The following is a 17982-nucleotide window of genomic DNA, read 5'->3' as shown; positions in this document are numbered from 1 at the left end:
TCGTTGCCTCAGTTGACGGCACTGGCTCGCCCGATCCTCATCTGTTCGAGCTTACGGATTTCAGTGACGCTGTCCGCCACCGTGCGTCGCGCGAGCATATCAAGCACCAGGGCTTCCGCCTCACTGGCGACGCCCTCGAAGAACTCGCCGATGTTCGCGCTGGCCACGCACTGGCACGGAATGTCCGGGCGAGCGGTCAAGAGCCGTTTATCGTCAGTGACACAGCAGTAGATATCGCGAAGGGTGATATTTTTTGGCGAACGCGCCATGCGGACTCCACCACGTTTTCCCAACGACGATTCCACGATGCCGTCGCGGGTCAACGGAACAAGTAGCCTTCTCACGAAGCTCGCAGTGACGCCCAGCGAATCGGCGAGCTTCTGGCTGGTGCAGCGCACGCCGTCCTCTTCAGCGATTTGAATGCCAAGCACGATCTGGAGCGCAGTCGGAAAACGCAAATCAATCATGGTGTCGTCCCCGCAAGTTCCCTGTTCCCGCACCGTTATGCGGCGTGGTGTTAATGCCATCATCATACTTGCATTTAGTAGGGAGAAATGTATCAATAACTATTGCTTTTGCAAGTGACTCATCGCTCGGCTGTGTGATCCGCGTCCTGCCATGTCTTTAGAGCCGACGCACGCCCACCGCTGAGCCGTTCTTTCTCAGAAGATTTCTACCGGCTTTGGAGACCATGACCTTAATGAAATTATGACTATTGCCTTTAAGGAGCTAAATGTGTTAGTAGGAATTGCATTTTGATTTTCCGTTGGATCCCAAGGCTTCGAACCGCTGGGCTCCGCCTCAAAACTGAGAGGACTTCTCATGTCGCTTGCCGAAAACATCTCCCCAGACTTCGACCGGAACACCCAGGACATCGACCTGTCGGCGCTCTTTCATCCGTTGTCGGTAAGGGGGCTCAGCCTCACCAATCGCTTCGTGATGCCGGGCATGCAGCGGGGCTGGTGTGTCGATGGACATCCGGGCGAGCGTCTCGCCGCCTACTATACCGCTCGTGTCCGCGGTGGGGTGCAGTTGATCATCAGCGAGTGCGTCGCGGTCGATCACCCATCGGCGGGCCGGACACGGAAATATGGGCGGCTGGCTCCTGATACCGCAGCCGGCTGGGCCAAGAGCGTTAGTGCAATCCACCAGGCGGGCGGGCGCTTCTTCGCTCAGATCGGCCATGAAGGCGCGCTGCTTGGAGCGGCTGAGGGCGACTATTTTGCCGACGCGCCGATCCTCAGCCCGTCAGGGCTTTCGAAGCCGGGGACGGTCGTTGGACGTCCCGCAACGCTTGACGAACTGCAGGCCATCAAGGACGCCTTTGTGCGTTCCGCTTTGATCGCGGAGGATATTGGCGCGGACGGCGTGGAGATCCACGCTTGCCATGGCTATTTCCTTGATGAGTTCCTGTGGGCGGGCACGAACATCCGCGAAGACCGCTATGGCGGTGCCTCCATGGAGGAGCGGGTTCGCTTCCCTGCTGAAGTCATACAGGCGGTGCGAGAGGCTGTTGGACCTGACTTCGTGATTTCGGTCCGCTTCTCACAGTGGAAGCTGACCGACTACAACGCTCGGTCGGCTGAGACGCCCGATGAACTTGCAACAATGCTGACGGCATTCAGGGAGGCCGGCGCGGATCTGTTCCATGCTTCCAATCGGCGTTTCGGACAGCCAGAGTGGGCGGACTCGGACCTGAGCCTGGCCGGTTGGGCACGCAAGGTCACTGATAGACCCGTCATCGCGGTCGGCGGCGTTGGCCTCACGGTCGATATGGTCGAGACTTTCTCCGGCAAGGACAATGACGGACCTGCGGAGATCAACTTCGGTGCTTTGGCCGAACGTTTCGCAGCGAAGGAATTCGATCTGATCGCCGTCGGCCGAAGCAACATCGCCGATCCGGAGTGGGTCAGGAAGGTCCGCGACGGTCGCTACGATCTCATCCGCCAGTTCGAGTTCGCCGATCTCGGCGATATTGCCGAAGAGGCAAAGGCCGCCTCCACCAAGGGCGCGTGAGGCGCCGGTGAGAAGGCACAAAGACTTTTAACAGCAGCAAGGGAGAACGGATTCTCATGGCAAACAGGACACATGAAGGCCGGATCGCCATCGTCACGGGCGCTGCCCAGGGCATCGGACGGGAGATTTCACTTCAACTCGCCGCGCGCGGCGCCAAGCTCGCGCTCGTCGATCTCAGAAAGCCGGTCGAGACGGCCGAATTGATTGGCAACGGCGCGATCGCGATTCAGGCCGATATCTCAGTCGACAGCGGTTGGGCGGAGCTGGCGGCGACCGTCGACAAGCAACTCGGCGAAGCCGATATCGTCGTCAACAATGCCGGGATCTATCCGAACATCACGATCGACGAGCTTGATTTGGAGGCTTGGCGCCGCACCTTCGCGGTGAATCTCGATTCGCATTTCTACAGCGCCAAGCACTTTGTCCCCCGGATGCGCAAGAAAAAGTGGGGGCGCTTCGTCAATCTGTCGTCGAACTCGATCGGCCTGCCTATCACGGGGTTGAGCCACTACATGGCGGCGAAGATGGGCGTGATCGGCTTTGTGCGCGGTCTGGCCAATGATGTCGCCGCTGACGGCATTACGGTCAATGCCATCCTTCCGGCGCTCACCAACACCCCCGGCACCAGCGGCGTGCCGGAGGAGTTCAAGAAGAACATCTGGGAGGGGCAGGCCATCAAGCGCTTCGCCGAGCCCGCCGACATTGCCGGTCCAATCCTCTTCCTGACCAGCGATGATGCTCGCTTCATGACCGGCCAGGCGCTCGTCGTCGACGGCGGCCAGTACAAGATCTCCTGAGGCTTGCGGCCTGTCCGGTGTCGAGATTGTCGCCTGGGACCGCAGCATCTCCATCTTTGAAAAGGATCGATTCAATGGACACTTCAATAAGCAATCCGTTCGCGGAGCACGAAACCCGTCTGCGCTCCGACTTCATCAGGCGAAAGCATAATCTCTTCATTGACGGCCAGTGGGTCGACGCGCTTGGCAAGGGACGCACTGACGTGATCGAGCCGGCGTCCGGAGAGGTCCTGACCTCGATCGCCTCGGGCAACGCCGAGGACATCGACCGGGCGGTACGCGCCGCGCAGAGAGCCTTCAACGGCGCTTGGGGCTCGATGCCGGCGCGCGAACGCACCCGCAAGCTCTTGGCGCTCGCGGATGCCATCGAACGCAATGTCGACGAGTTGGCCACGCTGGAATCGATCGACGGCGGAAATCCAGTCAGCCACACCCGCTATGGCGACATTGCTCGCGCCATCGACATTCTGCGCCACAGCGCGGGATGGGCCGACAAGGTCGGCGGCGAGGTGCCAATGAGCGACAGCCAGCCTGGATCGATATCCTATTCGATCAGGCAGCCGCTCGGCGTGGTTGGAGCGATCACCCCCTGGAACGCGCCCTTCCTGCTGGCAATGTTCAAGATCGGGCCCGCGCTGGCGGCTGGCTGCACAATGGTGCTCAAGCCCGCCGGCTTGGCGCCTTTGACGGCGCTGCGCCTCGCCGAACTGACGGTCGAGGCCGATCTTCCGCCCGGCGTCTTCAATGTCGTCACCGGGGATGGCCCGGTCGCCGGCCGTGCGCTCGCCAAGCATCCGCATGTTGCCAAGATTGCCTTCACTGGCTCCACTGATACTGGCAAGTCGCTCCTGGTCGATGCCGCCGGAACGCTGAAGCGCGTCACGCTCGAACTGGGCGGCAAATCGCCCGTCTTCGTTTTCCCAGATGCCGATCTCGACGCTGCGACCAATGCAATCTCGTCGGGGATCTTTTTCAAGACCGGCCAGTTCTGTGCCGCCTACACGCGCGTGTTTGTCCACGAGAAAGTCTACGACTCCGTCGTGGAGGGCTTCGAGGCGCGCGCCAAGCGCTTGAGGATTGGCGCGCCACTGGCGCTCGATACGGAGATGGGGCCTCTCATCTCGCAGTCTCAGCGCAATCGCGTGCTCGGCTACATCGCCGCAGGCCAACGCGAAGGCGCTAAGCTCGTGACCGGCGGGCGGGCGATCGAAGGCCCGGGCTATTTCATTGAGCCGACCCTGCTGGCCAATACCCGTCCCGATATGACCGTCGTGCGTGAGGAGATCTTTGGACCGGTGCTTTGTGTCGCCACCTTCTCCGACAACGATCTCGACAAGCTTGCCGGCCTCGCCAATGACACCGACTACGGGCTCGCGGCCTCGGTCTGGACGCGCGACATCGGCCATGCAAATCGGCTGGTGCGGACGATCGACGCCGGCATCCTCGAAGTCAATGGCGGCGACTTGGGCGTCCTATCTTTCGGCGGCTTCAAACAGTCCGGCATCGGCCAGGAACTCGGCCGAGCGGGCGTGGAGGCTTACACAGAGACCAAGGCGGTCGGCATCAGGTTCTAAGTCCAGCCGAGACTGGTCTCTGCGGCGCTTGGCCGGCAATTCCGGCCGCGCGCCGCGGTCAGCTCGCGGGACTTTGACGTCAAACCGAAAGAGAAGCGGACGTTGTCTGCGTTGGGAGCGAAGACCGTGCGGATTGTCGCGCTTGAAGAGCATTTCATGGTTCCCTCGCTCATCGAGAACCATTTCGACTTGACAACCAATCCAGGCTTTTCCCCGGCGCGGAAAGCAAGGCTGGCCGATCTGGACGACGGACGCATCGGGGAGATGGACGAACATGGCGTCACCTTCCAGGTGGTTTCTGCCTCCATGCCGGGAGCCGATCTTCTTGATGGGAAGGACGGCATCCAACTCGCGCTCGACATTAACAACGCGCTCGGCGCCGCGATACGGCGGCACCCGCAACGGCTTGGTGGCTTCGCCCATCTGCCTATGCGCGAGCCCCAAGCGGCCGCGGATGAACTGGAGCGGGCGGTTGGCGAGCTGGGATTCAGCGGCGCGATGATCAACGGTCCGACTCAAGGCCGCTTCCTCGATGATCCTCGGTTCGACTCCGTTCTCGAGCGGGCCGCGGCCCTGGAGGTTCCGATCTACATTCATCCCAACGTGCCCCCGAAGGCGGTCTATGATGTCTACTATGATGGACTTCCCGGACCAGCGGGGGCCCTGCTCGCCTCCGGCGCGTTCGGCTGGCATTCGGAAACCGCGATTCACATCCTGCGCTTGGTGCTGACCGGCGTTTTCGAGCGACATCCCAAGCTCACCGTCATCGTCGGTCATATGGGCGAGATGTTGCCCTTTATGCTCGGGCGCGCCGACGACATTCTGATAGGTCATGGCGGACTGCAACGGCCGATTAGCGAGACGATTGTCGAGCGGGTCTACATCACGACAAGCGGCATGTTCACGACGCCGCCGCTGCAACTGGCCCTGGCCACATTCGGGGCTGACCGCATCATGTTCAGCATCGACTATCCTTTCAGCCAAACCGAGCAAGGGAGGGTGTTTTTTGACGCCATGCCGGTCTCGCCTTCCGATCGTGCAAAGATCGCGCACGGCAATGCCGATCGCCTGTTGAAGCTCAAGGGAACGGTCTGAGCCGCACCGGAAAGCTGGTGCAGATCGGACATGGCGTCAGGTGGCGGTCCGTATAAGCTTCGCGGGAGCGCCCGACGAGAGTTTGGCCTGTCGTCTTCGATCAATTTGCAAAATTTTCTTGAGGCTGTCGGCTACGGTTCGATTTTCAAGCGAGTGGAGGACGGCGCCCTCGGCATCCTGAGTGATTATCTGGAAGAAATCTCCGATGTTCGCGCTAATCCTGCACCGCGCGGGGACATCCGGGCGCGCTACAAAGAGCTTTTTGTCCTCGGTCACGGCACAATAGATGTCGCGCAACGTGATCTTGTCGGATGGCCTGCCGAGGCGAATCCCGCCGCCTTTGCCCTTCGTCGAAAGGAGAAGGCCGTCACGATTGAGCGGCACCATCAACGTCCGGACAAAACTTGGATTTGCGCCAAGTCCGTCCGCAAGCGTCTGGCTCGTACAGCGAAAGCCATCGTGCTCGGCGAGCGCGATGCTCAGCACCATCTGAACGGCGGTCGAAAAACGTACATCAATCATAGACTTGCCTTGAATTTCTCGTTAGCGCGCCATAATGCAATTATTACGATTGCATTATCCGAAACCATAATGTAACATTGAATGATGCATTTACGAAGAGGAATCGCCGACGCTGGCGCGCTTTCGTACCCAGTCCGGCAAAAGGATAAAATATGAGCGAGCAAACGACAACCATCACGTTAGAGCGGCATGATCGGTCCAAGGCGAAGGATATGCTCTTCCAGCCGGTGAAGATTGGTACGCTGGAACTCAAGAACCGGATCGTCATGGCTCCGATGACGCGAGCCATGTCTCCCAAAGGTGTCCCCGGTAAAAACGTCGCCGCATATTACCGTCGTCGCGCCGAGGGAGGGGTCGGTCTTATTGTCACTGAAGGGACCTTCATTCCCCATTGGAGTGCAGGGCATGATGAAAACGCCCCGCGCTTCTACGGTGATGATGCCCTGGCCGGATGGAAGCATGTTGTCGAAGAAGTCCATGCGGCTGGTGGCAAGATATTTCCTCAACTCTGGCACGTCGGGTTGGTTCGCAAACCAGTGCTCGAAGGCGCGGAAGGATTCTTTGACGGCGACCCCAACGATACGAAGCGACTGGGACCCTCCGGGATTATCGGTGGAAATGGCCTCCCCCTCGAGAAAGTCCGTGAGCCGGCAACGCAAACGGAAATTGAAGAAATCATAGAAGCCTATGGCATCGCGGCCGAAGCTGCTCAACGTATCGGGTTCGATGGCCTGGAGGTGCATGGCGCGCATGGCTATCTGATCGACCAATTCCTGTGGGACAAGACCAATGTCCGCAACGACCGCTATGGCGGTGGTGGAGTGGCCGGACGCAGCCAGTTTGGCGTGGATGTCATCCGCGAAATCCGTCGCCGAGTCGGTCCCGACTTCCCCATAGTGCTGCGCATCTCAACGTGGAAGCAGCAGGACTACAAAGCGAAGCTTGCAACCACACCTGAGGAATGGAACGCCATCGTTACGCCTCTGGCCGAGGCGGGGGTTGATGCATTCCATGTCTCCCAGCGCCGCTACTGGGAAGGTGAGTTTGGCACAGATATGAACCTGGCCGGCTGGACCAAAAAGCTGACCGGTAAGCCGACCATAACGGTGGGTTCGCTGACCCTGAATAACTCCATGATGGAAATGATGGAGGGCAAGGGCAGTACCCCCGAGGACAATCTCGCCCCACTCTACAAGAGCCTGGAGCGAGGCGATTTCGACTTGGTCGCGGTCGGTCGCGCGATGATCGCCAATCCGGATTGGGCCAGCAGAATTCGCGAAGGTAAGCAACTGCGTGCCTACACAATCAGCATGCTGCATTCGCTTGAATAGATACGCAAAGCAATCTTAAAAAAACAAATAGGATCGAGTTTATGACACAAGCAACTGTGGCTTTTCAGAAGGTAGCCCTGGTTACAGGGGGCGGCCGCGGAATCGGCCGGAGCGCAGCGTTGAGTATCGCCAGAATGGGCATTGATGTCATCATCACTTACCATTCCAATGAGCGTGCAGCTGCAACGGTCGTGGCTGAAATCGAGGACATGGGGCGCAAGGCTTTTGCGCTTCGTCTCGACACGGGGGACATTCGATCATTCGAGCCCTTCACTCGATCGGTCCAGGAAATACTCAGGAGCTGGGATCAGGAGCATCTTTATGCGCTCGTCAACAGCGCTGGGATTGGCTACGCGGCGCCGTTCGCTGAGACGACCGAAGAAGCCTTCGACCAGCTTTTGAATGTGCATTTCAAGGGTGTCTTCTTTCTCACGCAAAACTTGCTCCCCGCATTGGCTGACGGTGGGCGTATTGTGAATGTAACGGGGAACCTGACGCGCGTTACTTTTGCGGGTTATTCAGTGCTCGGTTCGATGAAAGCTGCAACCGACGCGCTTTCACGGTTCCTTGCAAAAGAGCTCGGATCTCGCAAGATCACTGTGAACGCGATTTCTCCCGGTGCAGTCGAAACGGACTTTGGCGGAGGAGCAGTGCGGGACAACTCTGAAATCAATGCGTTCGTAGCCTCCCAGACCGCCCTCGGCCGGGTGGGAGTGCCAGACGACGTCGGACCGATGATCGCAGCGCTTCTTTTGGACAGTCATCGCTGGGTCACCGCGCAAACCATTGAGGTCTCTGGCGGCTCATTCTTTTGAGAATGAAAGTTTGTCGATGGCGCGACTGCGGGAAGACCTTGAACTCGCCCAAACAGCGTCACGGCGCTGTTTGGGTCAGCCTGGTCAAGGTCGCGATTGTAGATGGATTTGAAGAATGAATGAGAAACCGACAGCAAAAGGACGTGGTGTTGCGTCGCAGTCATCCGCTGTCCATCGGACGGACGTTACGCCGCTGTTTCAGCCGTTTTCCATCCGTGGCCTCAACCTCCGCAATCGCTTCGTTATGCCCAGCATGCAGCGTGGATGGGCGGTAAACGGACATCCGCCGCGCAAACTGGGCGAGTACTATGCCGCACGCGTTCGTGGCGGAGTTCAGTTGGTCATCAGCGAGAGCATCGCAATTGATCATCCCTCGGCGACACGCACGTCGAAATACGGACGACTGGCTGAAGACACAGTCGATGAATGGGCTCGGTGTGTAGAAGCCGTGCATCAAGCCGGAGGTCATATCTTTCTGCAAATTGGGCATGAGGGAGCGCTTAGGGCTGATACCGGCGACGACAGCTATGCCATTCACCCGACGTTGAGCCCCTCGGGACTCAGAAGCGCTGGGGTTGCTGTGGGGCGCGCAGCCACTGCTGCGGACCTGAAGTCTATCCGGGATGCGTTTGTATCGGCCGCCAGACTGGCCAGGCGGATTGGTGTTGATGGCATCGAGATCCCTGCATGCCATGGATATCTCCTCGATCAATTTCTCTGGGCAGAAACCAATCACAGAGATGATGAATATGGTGGCCCCGGGATTGCCGACCGGCTGCGCTACCCGGTCGAGATCGTGCGATCTGTTCGGGCAGAGGTCGGCGCCGAGTTTCCGATCTCACTTCGCTTCTCGCAATGGAAGATTCCCGATCAAGAGGCCCGGGTGTTCAATTCCCCCGAAGAGCTCGGAATTATGCTGAACGGCTTTCAGGAAGCGGGAGCCGATCTACTCCACGCCTCCTCTCGCCGCTTCTGGCAACCAGAATGGCCCACTTCCAGTCTCAGCCTCGCCGGCTGGACAAAGCGCCTCAGCGGCGCGCCAGTGATTGCAGTCGGGAGCGTGGGACTAGACGTCGATATGTTCGACACGTTTCACGGCAAAGAGGGGCACAAGGACCTGGGCGGCAATATCGATGAACTGCTCCGCGGCTTCAATGCAGGCGAATTCGATCTGGTCGCGGTCGGTCGCAGTACACTAGCCGATCCGGATTGGGTCGCGAAGCTGAGAGATGGGCGCGGTGATGAGGTCCACTCGTTCACCATTGGCGATCTTGGCGAAATCAAAGCTGAGGCCGCTGCAGCCGGTGCGCTTTCAACCTAAGCTACGCGCTGAACAAAACATCGATCCGGCCCTAGGATGCCCAATGGCAGGAGTGGCGAGTTAACGATTGCCGACGGCCTCGTCCCAGTCGCTCGAAAAGCACCATCTTGAGCTGCGTCTCCAGCCCTGAGATTGTCCGGCCCACCGCGGATTGCTGCCCGATCTTGCCGGCTTGCGGCCCTGTTTCCCCGCCATTCGGAGTCTTTCTAGGCGCCGTCGCCTCTGCTCCTCGAACTGGGAAGACCAAGCTTGGATCAGCTAGCGTACCATCTCAAAATTCGATACTTCTCATCGGATTATACAGGCTAACAGGATGGAGTGTTGAGGCCCATTTTTCCTCTGTAGTTCAACTCGATTGCAGAGGAAGAAGCCATGAAACTCCTCCATGTGGACTCCAGCATTCTCGGCCAAGCTTCGGTCAGCAGGCAGCTGTCGCAGGCGATCGTGGCGGCCGAAGTGGCGGCTCAACCGAGTTTCGAGGTCGAGCGGCTTGATCTTGCAGCCCAACCGATCGGACACTTAACAGGCCATCATCTCGCGGCGGGGCAGGGCTCGGCACCCGAAACGTCAGCACTGGCGGAAGACATCGCCGCCGGCGCCGATGCCCTCGAGGCGTTTCTTGCCGCCGACGTGGTCGTGGTCGGTGCCCCAATGTATAATTTCAGCATTCCAAGTCAGTTGAAGGCCTGGATTGACCGTCTTGCCGTTGCCGGCAAGACGTTCCGATACACTGAAAAAGGGCCGGTAGGCCTTGCCGGTGACAAACGCGTGATCATCGCCTCCTCGCGCGGAGGGCTTTACGGGCCCGAAACCCAGATGGCCGCGCTCGACCATCAGGAAACCTACCTGCGCAGCGTTTTCAACTTCTTCGGCATCACAGACATCACCTTTGTCCGCGCGGAAGGGTTGGCGCTCGGGAAGGCTCAGCGCGAACAGGCGATCGCGGCGGCCCGGTCAAAGATCCAAGGCCACACTCGGAGCCTGAGGCACGCTGCCTGACGAGGAAAGACGATAGCGATGCGCGACAATTTTTTGCCGTTTGTTGTGCGGTCTGTGTTCGCAATACTGTTCTTCTCGGCCGGGCTGGGGAAGCTGACTGACCCTTCCAGCTTTGCCGGATTGCTCGCAAGCCTGCACGTGCCAGAAGCGAGGATGCTCGCCTATCTTGTCGGCATCTGGGAACTGGGCAGGGCAGCGACGGTCATAATCGGCGCAAGGATCAGGATGATCGGACTGCTACTTGCAATCTGCGGGTTGGCTGTCGGGCTAATCATGCGCTTGCAAGTCCTTTGGAACATCGCGAACGCTCCCTGGTTTGGCGAAGGGTTCATCCCCCTCGCGGCGACAGCTCCCAGGCAGCTCGTCGCTGACATTGTCGCCTTTGGCAAGGGCGATGAAAGGGCACCGAGAGCGGGGAAGCCCGCATCGCGTAAGTTCGGGAGCGCCATGGATCAGCAAGGTCGATCTCCTGTTCCTGCGGCCCTGGATAATCGGATCGTCCCCTTGGCTGAGCGGAAAGGTTGACGCGGAGGAATCGATGACAATTCGTCAATCAGGCGGTGCGAGATCGCTGGCTTCAACCGTCGTCTTGTCCTTGGCCAGCTATGGCACCCTTCAACGGTCTTCATACAGCGCCGTTGAGGCCGCCAGGCCCAACGTCCTCGACGTGTCCAATCTGCGGTATTTCGTCGACGATCCCAGCCGGACGCTCTACCAACTCCGACCTCGCGCGACCTTCGACGGAGAGATTACCTACCTTGCACTTTCCGGCGGAGGGGCTCACGGGGCTTTCGGCGCCGGCTTCCTTGCCGGTCTGTCGGATTCAGGAACGCGCCCCCAATTCTCAGCTGTATCGGGCGTCAGCACAGGCGCCTTAATCGCCCCGTTTGCCTTCCTCGGCCCTCAGTATGACGGGACGCTCAAAGAGCTTTACACTAGCGGCATCGCCGCCAATCTGCTGGACGGACAAGGACCTCTCAGCATGCTCTCCACGGCGGGGCCGTTCGCCAACAATCGCTTGAAACACCTCGTCGATCACTATGTCGACGACAAGCTGCTCCGCGCCGTCGCCGACGAGAGCGCCAAAGGACGGATTCTTCTCATCATCACGACCAATCTGGATACACAGCGAACCAACATCTGGAGTATGGGTAAAATCGCTGAGGTGGGTACGCCGGAGGCTCTGGCCCTGTTCCGTAACGTGGTCACCGCCTCGGCAAGCATTCCCGTCATTTTTCCGCCGGTCCTAATCGATGTTGAGGCCGGCGGCCGCCATTTTCAGGAGATGCACGTCGACGGCAGCGTGACGGCTCCGGTGCTGACTTTGCCAGAACCATTCCTGTTGCGAGGGCAACACCTGCCAGGACCGCCGATCAATCTCTATATATTGATCAACAACAAGATCCATCGCGATTTCCAGGTCGTTCGTGGGGACACCAGAACCATCGCCGCGCGGAGCGCAAGCACACTTGTAAAGCAGCAAACGCGGTGGGCGATCTTCGAATCTCACAACCTAGCCCGGCGCAAGCATTTCAAATTCAATCTAACCTACATTGGCAGTGAATTTACCGATCAGGAAAAGGACGGGCTTTCCACCAGCTATATGGGCTCGCTCTTCGCCTATGGATATGCGAAGGGCCATTCACGCAAAGGCTGGATTCATCGACTGCCTTCTGAAGCCGTGCACAAATAATTGCCCCGGTTCCTGGAGCGCTGTGTCCGGATTTGCAGTTGACTTTGGGGCGCTAGCATCGCGTTCCCAGGGCCAGTCTCGACCGAACTCTTGAAGATCGTTAGAAACTGCGAGTCGCATTGCGCATAGGCCGATTTCAACAACGGCTTAAGTCGCCGGTTAGCCCGGAGCGGCTCGATGGGCGCTCCAGGCCGGTTGGCTGTTCAGAGATGTGATGTCAGATCTTTATGAAATTGATCGCCGCGAGAGGACCGAACGGCAGCGATGCAAGCGGCCCGCCGACGTCGAGCACGCCGAGGTCGACCGGGAAAGAGCCGGTTAGCTCGAGAATCTTGCGGACTTCAGCTTTCGCATCGGCGTCGTCGCCCGAGTAGAACAGAACCCTCTGCCCACCCGATACTGCCGGCTCCGGCAGAAGATTGACGTCGAAGTGGTTCAATGCCTTCACGACCCGAGCACCGGGAACCAATTTGCGAAACACCTGGCTGGAATGCAGGCCGCCAAGATCGATTGCCTTGATGCCGTAGGCAGCAAGCGGATTATTCGGGTCCTTCGCGTCCGGCGAGTTCGGGTCAAGGAACTCGACCGGATTGGTGCCGTCGATCACGATGCGGCCGTTCCAAGCCGGTAGATTGCCAAGGGTGTTCTGGAGATCGACCCAGCGCACGGCCACGACGACAATGTCAGCGCTGGCGGCCTCTTTTGTGGTCCCGGCCGTGATCGACGGGCCCAGTTCTGCGACGAGACCCGCCAGGGAATCCGGGCCGCGGCTATTGGCTATCGTTGCTGAGACACCACTCTTTGCCAGCATGCGCGCCACGTTGGAACCAAGGGCGCCCGCTCCGATAATACCGATACTCATTTCTTGCTCCTATTGATGTTGGGGGGGTGAGTTGCGGAACGGCAGCGCCTCAACGCTGTCCGCTCCCCTCAGTGCGTATCCTTGCCAATTGAATATTAATGTGTCAATGACATAATTACATTTAAATCTGAAAAAATCACCGCATTAACGGGACGGTTTCCAAGAGGCGCACCACTGTGCACCGGCTGGTTGAGATTGCCTTGTTTTCATCATGCAAAAGGGCGAGTCAGTCGGAAGGCCGGCATGCTTTGGTGATCAGACTTACGAAATTGAAGCGCTCCTCGGGCGACAACGATCGCAGAATTTCATCCTGAATTTTGATCACGTGCGGCTGTACATCTCTCAGTAAAGCCTTGCCGCTCTTCGTCAGCGTCAGGGTGCGAGCCCGCCGATCCGAAGTCTTGATGAGGCGGCGGATCAATTGACGAGTCTCGAGCCGTGAAACCACGTCTCCTATCGTTACCTTGTCCATATCAACCAAGATCGACAGCTTCGCCTGATCGATCTCCGGGTTCTCGTCCACCACAGAGAGCACAGCGAACTGAAGCTGGGTCAGATCGAAGCCAGCCTCTTGCGTCCTTTGGGTAAAGATCGACACAGAGAGCTGGTGCAGTCGGCGGATCAGGTAGCCAGGAAACTGATGGATGATTGCCATGATGGTCTCCTAGCAGCGCTCCGCCTCGACAACAATTGACAAACGGAATTAGTACGTATACGTACTAATATCGTTTGGAGAACGCCAATGACCAGTGCGATGCAGCCTGAAGACACGCCTGCGCTGCGCAAGCTCTATGCGGATTTCAAGGATCACCACCTCAACCCGCTTTGGACGCAGCTTGGTGATTTGATGCCGCGCCAGCCACGCCCCAAGGCGGTGCCGCATGTGTGGAAATGGGGGGATCTCTTTCCATTGGCGCAGGCCTCTGGAGATCTTGTTCCTGTTGGCCGCGGGGGCGAGCGGCGAGCTATCGGCCTTGCCAATCCCGGCTTCGGTGGCGAGGCCTATGTCTCGCCAACTCTCTGGTGTGCGATCCAATATCTTGGCCCCAAGGAAACTGCGCCTGAACACCGCCATTCCCAAAACGCTTTCCGTTTTGTCGTGGAGGGCGAGGGGGTCTGGACCGTTGTCAATGGCGACCCGGTTCGCATGAGCAGGGGCGACTTTTTGTTGACCCCGGGCTGGAATTTCCACGGCCATCACAACGAGACCGACCAGCCGATGGCGTGGATCGACGGTCTCGACATTCCTTTCTCTTACAACAACGATGTTGGGTTCTTCGAGTTCGGTTCCGAGCGAGTGACCGACTATGCCACTCCAAGGTTTTCCCGCAGCGAGCGGCTATGGACCTACCCTGGCTTGCGTCCCCTGTCAGGTTTGGAGAACACTGTTTCCTCACCAATCGCAGCCTATCGTTGGGAACATACCGACCGGGCGCTCACCGAACAATTGTTGCTCGAGGAGGAGGGGCAGCCGGCCACCGTCGAGCAGGGCCACGCTGCGGTCCGCTTCGTCAATCCGACGACCGGCGGCGACGTCATGCCGACGATCCGCGCTGAGTTCCACCGTCTCCGCGACGGTGCGGAGACCGCAGCGAGGCGGGAAGTCGGATCCTCGGTCTTTCAAGTGTTCGACGGCCGCGGTGCTGTCGTCATGGGCGGGGTAACGTACGAGCTGGAAAAAGGCGACATCTTCGTGGTTCCATCGTGGATACCCTGGTCGCTCGAAGCGAGAACGCAGTTCGACCTCTTCCGGTTCTCGGACGCTCCCATTATCGAGCGGCTGAACTTTAACCGCACACTTGTCGAGAGCGGCAATTGATAAGCGACCTCGATGCAGCGCGCGAAGCTCTGCGTGAACGGCAGGGGTCCGGCGCACGATACGACGCCCCAGAGGCGCCGGCGAAGGAGTTGCGGCTTGCCCGGTCAGGCACCGCTTACTTCGCCCGAAAGCTGAACGAACTTGGCGATGACGCACTCTATGAGCCCTCCAAAGTTCCCGGATGGACACGAGCACATGTGATTTGTGACATCGCGTATCAGGCACGGGCAATCAGTCGGCAAGCAGAGGCGGCGGTGGCAGGTGAGGCGCTGCCTCCCATGTACGACGACGATGCAGGACGGATCGGACAAATCGAGCTTGGCGCCACCCTACCCAGCCGGGCGCTACGGCATCTGTTCGACCACGCGGCTGTCCATCTCAATGTTGTCTGGCGCGACATACCAGGGCCAGCTTGGGATACGGTCGCGACCGATGCCGAGGGCATTCCACGGCGATTGCGCGCCACAGCCATGGAGCGCGCACGCCGACTTTGGTGCGGGGCGTTCCAATTGGACAGTGGTGCACGACTGCACGACCTGCCCTCCGAGTTGGGAAGTTGACGATCGCCGACATAGAGCAAGGGATGAATCCGATGACGAAAGCGAATCTTTTCCCATCGCCTAGCTGGCCAACGGTGCCTGTAAAGGACGAGGCAAGCGCCTACCCGGTTCATCGCATATTCTGCGTGGGTCGCAACTATGCTGCACATGCCGCCGAAATGGGCGTCGAAGTGGATCGTGAGGCACCGTTCTATTTTACGAAATCTGCGCTGGCCACCGAGCACACCGGCGCTGTCGTTGCCTATCCACCGGGCACATCGAACTTCCACTATGAAATGGAATTGGTCCTCGCTATCGGCAAGCCGGTCTTCCGGTCCGATCGCGCCACCGCGCAGAAGGCGATCTACGGCTACGCTTGCGGCCTGGACATGACGCGACGTGATCTCCAACTGGACGCACGCACCAAGCAGCGTCCTTGGGACCTCGGCAAAGACGTTGAGCAATCTGCGGTCCTTGCGTCGATCACGAAGGCCACCGGTCTCGCAACAATCGGGCCGCAGCGCATTCATCTTGAGGTCAACGGCGAGACTCGCCAAGAAGCTCACCTCAGCGACCTGATCTGGAAGGTCGACGAGATTGTCAGCCATCTTTCTCACTACTATCACCTTGAGCCAGGCGACCTGATAATGACGGGGACACCGGCGGGTGTCGGAGCTGTGGTAGCCGGGGATGTCATCACCGGCGGCATTGACGGTCTCGAGCCAATAAGGCTGACCATCGGAGCAGCCGAGTGATCCGCTTTCACGGCTATTTCCGCAGTTCCGCTTCCTATCGCTGTCGCATCGCCTTCGGCCTCAAGCACGTCGAATATGATTTGAGACCGGTGCATCTGCGGCGCGGCGGCGGTGAACAGAACACGCCGGACTACCGACAGCTAAATCCGCAGGGTTTGGTGCCCGCATTGGAGACGGCTGGGCTGGTGTTGACGCAATCGCTCGCCATCGTTGAGTGGCTGGACGAGAGGTATCCTGAACCACCGCTGCTGCCGGCAGATAGCGATCAACGCGCCCTCGTTCGCGGTTTCGCGCAGGCAATCGCCTGCGACATCCATCCGCTGCAAAATCTGCGTGTGCTGCGGTTTTTGACCTCAGAACTGGAGCTTGATCAGGCCCAGCTGGACCGCTGGTGCCAGCATTGGATCGGGGAAGGACTGATGGCCTGCGAGGCATTGATCGCGGGCAACGAATTCGACTTTGCCTTCGGGGACGCTCCAGGCCTCGCCGATATTTGCCTGGTGCCGCAGATGTACTCAGCCGACCGTTTCGGGGTGGATCTCGAACGGATGCCGCGCCTGCGCGCGGTACGCGACAGGTGCGAGGCCCTGCCGGCCTTCGCCGCCGCCCATCCGTCGCGCCAGCCGGACGCGGATGCATGAGCGCGGTTCACCCAAGTTCGAATTAGTACCAGCCACGGTACGAGGAGGAATAGCCGTGAAAGATTCAAGAAAAGCAAATGCTTACCGGGTCGCACTGGCAACTGGGAATGCGGTTTGGTTCATCGGCGCCTATGTGGGAATACTGACGGATTCTAGCGATACGGCTGGCAAGCTTGGCCTGTCGGAATGGATCGGACCAAAGGGCATGATGGCGCCGCCGCACAGCCACACCTTTGAGGCCGAAGGCTTCTACATCATTGAGGGCAATGTCGATATCACGGTTGGCGGCCAGACTTTCAACTGCGATCGCGGTGACTTCGTTTATGTACCAAAGACAGTTCCGCACGAATTTCTAGTCAAATCCGCTACGGCAAAATTCCTTGTTACCATAACGCCGGCTGGATTTGAGGAGTTTTTCCGCGACCTTTCGGAAGGCCCGGCAAAGGCGCCAACCTGGCCCTTTGATGGCGGCCAAGGCGTGCCGCCCCTGGAGCGCGTGATCGACGTGGGCCGTAAGTTCGGCTGGAAACAGGAAGCTGAGCCTCGGGAATTGTCGGCCGCGATCCGCGCCCGCATTTTCTCGGCCCCTGCCTATACCGGCCCGGCATTCGGCCTCAACGGCGCCTTGATCCAGTTCAAGGCAACTCGCGAGCAGACCGAAGATCGCTTCAGCGTATCGGAATGGCAGGCGCCGGGTGGATGGGTACTACCCAACGCTCGCTATGACGGTCAGAGCACCACTTTCTATGGGCTCGACGGCCGGTTTGTCGTGACGCTTGAAGACGGCAGTCGGCTTGCGGTGGCCGCAGGCGATCTGGTCCATGTTCCAGCTGGAGTCCTCCACAGCGTGTCAGCCGAAACTGTGCTGGCTCGCGTGCTGGTGATTGCCAATGACAGCGTCGTCGAAGATGCGGTCAAGCGAGGCACTGAGTTGAACAGGCCGTTTGATGCTCTTTTCGGTCAACGGTCCAGCAATGCCGCGGTCGTAGGCGACGAGGGATGGGCAAACGGATGACATCGGGTCCCGCGTAAGCCAGCCGTTGCAGGATTTGGTCCCGTGTCCTGTCGATGCCGCCGGCGCGGGCAATGGCAGGACGCGGACATCAAAAAGCGTTCCCATGGTTGAGCCGCGAGGGCCATGAGCGGATTCTGCATTTGTTGTGTAGCGGTGGAGGCTCTTCCGGGAAGTGCCGGAATTTACGT

19 protein-coding genes are annotated in these 17982 nt (G+C 59.2%); 15 read left to right on the top strand and 4 right to left on the bottom strand.

The features are described 5' to 3' along the window. Positions 1–8: 8 nt before the first annotated feature. On the bottom strand, positions 9–467 hold the full coding sequence (locus B5V02_RS09140) for an Rrf2 family transcriptional regulator (RefSeq protein WP_111543980.1): 459 nt from the start codon (positions 465–467) through the stop codon (positions 9–11). 355 nt (positions 468–822) lie between these two features. Between B5V02_RS09140 and B5V02_RS09135 the strand changes: the two genes are divergently transcribed. The 4 genes from B5V02_RS09135 to B5V02_RS09120 all read left to right on the top strand — a co-directional run bounded on the left by B5V02_RS09135 (position 823) and on the right by B5V02_RS09120 (position 5482). Next, positions 823–2016, top strand: a complete 1194-nt coding sequence (locus tag B5V02_RS09135) for an oxidoreductase (RefSeq protein ID WP_111543908.1) — start codon at positions 823–825, stop codon at positions 2014–2016. Positions 2017–2072: 56 nt separating this feature from the next. Next, the gene (locus B5V02_RS09130; protein WP_111543907.1) at positions 2073–2813 is read left to right on the top strand and encodes an SDR family NAD(P)-dependent oxidoreductase; all 741 of its coding nucleotides are present in this window, start codon (positions 2073–2075) and stop codon (positions 2811–2813) included. A gap of 74 nt (positions 2814–2887) precedes the next feature. Further along, entirely contained in the window at positions 2888–4387 is a 1500-nt protein-coding gene (locus B5V02_RS09125; protein ID WP_111543906.1) for an aldehyde dehydrogenase family protein, read from the top strand. A 126-nt stretch (positions 4388–4513) separates the two neighbouring features. Next, positions 4514–5482: an amidohydrolase family protein gene (locus tag B5V02_RS09120; RefSeq protein ID WP_146606034.1), complete on the top strand. Its 969-nt coding sequence runs from the start codon at positions 4514–4516 to the stop codon at positions 5480–5482. Between the two features lie 36 nt (positions 5483–5518). Here B5V02_RS09120 and B5V02_RS42630 read toward each other — a convergent pair whose 3' ends face one another. Further along, positions 5519–5971, bottom strand: a complete 453-nt coding sequence (locus tag B5V02_RS42630) for an RrF2 family transcriptional regulator (RefSeq protein WP_425374386.1) — start codon at positions 5969–5971, stop codon at positions 5519–5521. Positions 5972–6156: 185 nt separating this feature from the next. Here B5V02_RS42630 and B5V02_RS09110 point away from each other — a divergent pair, with 185 nt between their 5' ends. The 6 genes from B5V02_RS09110 (at position 6157) to B5V02_RS09085 (ending at position 12163) form a co-directional block, all read left to right on the top strand. After that, the gene (locus tag B5V02_RS09110) at positions 6157–7335 is read left to right on the top strand and encodes an NADH:flavin oxidoreductase (protein ID WP_111543903.1); all 1179 of its coding nucleotides are present in this window, start codon (positions 6157–6159) and stop codon (positions 7333–7335) included. Positions 7336–7376: 41 nt separating this feature from the next. Next, positions 7377–8150 carry an SDR family NAD(P)-dependent oxidoreductase gene (locus tag B5V02_RS09105; RefSeq protein ID WP_111543902.1) on the top strand — a complete coding sequence of 258 codons (774 nt, stop codon included), beginning with the start codon at positions 7377–7379 and terminating at the stop codon, positions 8148–8150. A gap of 115 nt (positions 8151–8265) precedes the next feature. Beyond that, on the top strand, positions 8266–9471 hold the full coding sequence (locus B5V02_RS09100; RefSeq protein WP_111543901.1) for an oxidoreductase: 1206 nt from the start codon (positions 8266–8268) through the stop codon (positions 9469–9471). 372 nt (positions 9472–9843) lie between these two features. Continuing rightward, entirely contained in the window at positions 9844–10470 is a 627-nt protein-coding gene (locus B5V02_RS09095; RefSeq protein WP_111543900.1) for an FMN-dependent NADH-azoreductase, read from the top strand. Between the two features lie 18 nt (positions 10471–10488). Then, a complete protein-coding gene (locus tag B5V02_RS09090) occupies positions 10489–10995 on the top strand; it encodes a DoxX family protein (protein ID WP_111543899.1) in 507 nt (168 codons plus the stop codon). A gap of 13 nt (positions 10996–11008) precedes the next feature. Then, on the top strand, positions 11009–12163 hold the full coding sequence (locus B5V02_RS09085) for a patatin-like phospholipase family protein (RefSeq protein WP_111543898.1): 1155 nt from the start codon (positions 11009–11011) through the stop codon (positions 12161–12163). Between the two features lie 217 nt (positions 12164–12380). Here the strand turns inward: B5V02_RS09085 and B5V02_RS09080 are convergent, their stop codons facing one another. Together B5V02_RS09080 and B5V02_RS09075 are read right to left on the bottom strand one after the other, a co-directional pair. Continuing rightward, positions 12381–13025: an NADPH-dependent F420 reductase gene (locus tag B5V02_RS09080; protein ID WP_111543897.1), complete on the bottom strand. Its 645-nt coding sequence runs from the start codon at positions 13023–13025 to the stop codon at positions 12381–12383. A gap of 226 nt (positions 13026–13251) precedes the next feature. Continuing rightward, on the bottom strand, positions 13252–13680 hold the full coding sequence (locus B5V02_RS09075) for a MarR family winged helix-turn-helix transcriptional regulator (protein ID WP_111543896.1): 429 nt from the start codon (positions 13678–13680) through the stop codon (positions 13252–13254). An 87-nt stretch (positions 13681–13767) separates the two neighbouring features. On the opposite strand from B5V02_RS09075, the gene B5V02_RS09070 reads away from it, so the two are divergent. The 5 genes from B5V02_RS09070 to B5V02_RS09050 are packed head-to-tail and all read left to right on the top strand — an operon-like array spanning position 13768 to position 17794. Further along, entirely contained in the window at positions 13768–14844 is a 1077-nt protein-coding gene (locus tag B5V02_RS09070; RefSeq protein WP_245445810.1) for a cupin domain-containing protein, read from the top strand. Then, positions 14841–15404: a maleylpyruvate isomerase N-terminal domain-containing protein gene (locus B5V02_RS09065; RefSeq protein WP_245445808.1), complete on the top strand. Its 564-nt coding sequence runs from the start codon at positions 14841–14843 to the stop codon at positions 15402–15404. The genes B5V02_RS09070 and B5V02_RS09065 overlap by 4 nt, the downstream gene beginning before the upstream one ends. Further along, complete coding sequence (locus B5V02_RS09060; RefSeq protein ID WP_245445806.1) at positions 15401–16138, top strand: fumarylacetoacetate hydrolase family protein; 738 nt, start codon at positions 15401–15403, stop codon at positions 16136–16138. Before B5V02_RS09065 ends, B5V02_RS09060 begins: the two co-directional genes overlap by 4 nt. Further along, positions 16138–16779, top strand: coding sequence for a maleylacetoacetate isomerase (gene maiA, locus B5V02_RS09055; RefSeq protein ID WP_111543977.1), 642 nt, complete (start codon positions 16138–16140; stop codon positions 16777–16779). The genes B5V02_RS09060 and maiA overlap by 1 nt, the downstream gene beginning before the upstream one ends. Positions 16780–16834: 55 nt before the next feature. Next, positions 16835–17794 carry a cupin domain-containing protein gene (locus B5V02_RS09050; protein WP_167458434.1) on the top strand — a complete coding sequence of 320 codons (960 nt, stop codon included), beginning with the start codon at positions 16835–16837 and terminating at the stop codon, positions 17792–17794. Positions 17795–17982 lie beyond the last annotated feature (188 nt).

The sequence above is a fragment of the Mesorhizobium kowhaii genome (assembly GCF_003253745.1).
GTDB classification, from domain to species: Bacteria; Pseudomonadota; Alphaproteobacteria; order Rhizobiales; family Rhizobiaceae; genus Mesorhizobium; species Mesorhizobium kowhaii.
The sequence above is the reverse complement of the archived record's forward strand: the minus strand, read 5'-3'. Positions and strand labels throughout refer to the sequence as shown.

Coding starts and splice junctions, on each gene's coding strand:
- B5V02_RS09140 (WP_111543980.1), bottom strand. CDS start 467: ATGATTGATTTGCGTTTTCCGACTGCGCTCCAGATCGTGCTTGGCATT.
- B5V02_RS09135 (WP_111543908.1), top strand. CDS start 823: ATGTCGCTTGCCGAAAACATCTCCCCAGACTTCGACCGGAACACCCAG.
- B5V02_RS09130 (WP_111543907.1), top strand. CDS start 2,073: ATGGCAAACAGGACACATGAAGGCCGGATCGCCATCGTCACGGGCGCT.
- B5V02_RS09125 (WP_111543906.1), top strand. CDS start 2,888: ATGGACACTTCAATAAGCAATCCGTTCGCGGAGCACGAAACCCGTCTG.
- B5V02_RS42630 (WP_425374386.1), bottom strand. CDS start 5,971: ATGGTGCTGAGCATCGCGCTCGCCGAGCACGATGGCTTTCGCTGTACG.
- B5V02_RS09110 (WP_111543903.1), top strand. CDS start 6,157: ATGAGCGAGCAAACGACAACCATCACGTTAGAGCGGCATGATCGGTCC.
- B5V02_RS09105 (WP_111543902.1), top strand. CDS start 7,377: ATGACACAAGCAACTGTGGCTTTTCAGAAGGTAGCCCTGGTTACAGGG.
- B5V02_RS09100 (WP_111543901.1), top strand. CDS start 8,266: ATGAATGAGAAACCGACAGCAAAAGGACGTGGTGTTGCGTCGCAGTCA.
- B5V02_RS09095 (WP_111543900.1), top strand. CDS start 9,844: ATGAAACTCCTCCATGTGGACTCCAGCATTCTCGGCCAAGCTTCGGTC.
- B5V02_RS09090 (WP_111543899.1), top strand. CDS start 10,489: ATGCGCGACAATTTTTTGCCGTTTGTTGTGCGGTCTGTGTTCGCAATA.
- B5V02_RS09085 (WP_111543898.1), top strand. CDS start 11,009: ATGACAATTCGTCAATCAGGCGGTGCGAGATCGCTGGCTTCAACCGTC.
- B5V02_RS09080 (WP_111543897.1), bottom strand. CDS start 13,025: ATGAGTATCGGTATTATCGGAGCGGGCGCCCTTGGTTCCAACGTGGCG.
- B5V02_RS09075 (WP_111543896.1), bottom strand. CDS start 13,680: ATGGCAATCATCCATCAGTTTCCTGGCTACCTGATCCGCCGACTGCAC.
- B5V02_RS09070 (WP_245445810.1), top strand. CDS start 13,768: ATGACCAGTGCGATGCAGCCTGAAGACACGCCTGCGCTGCGCAAGCTC.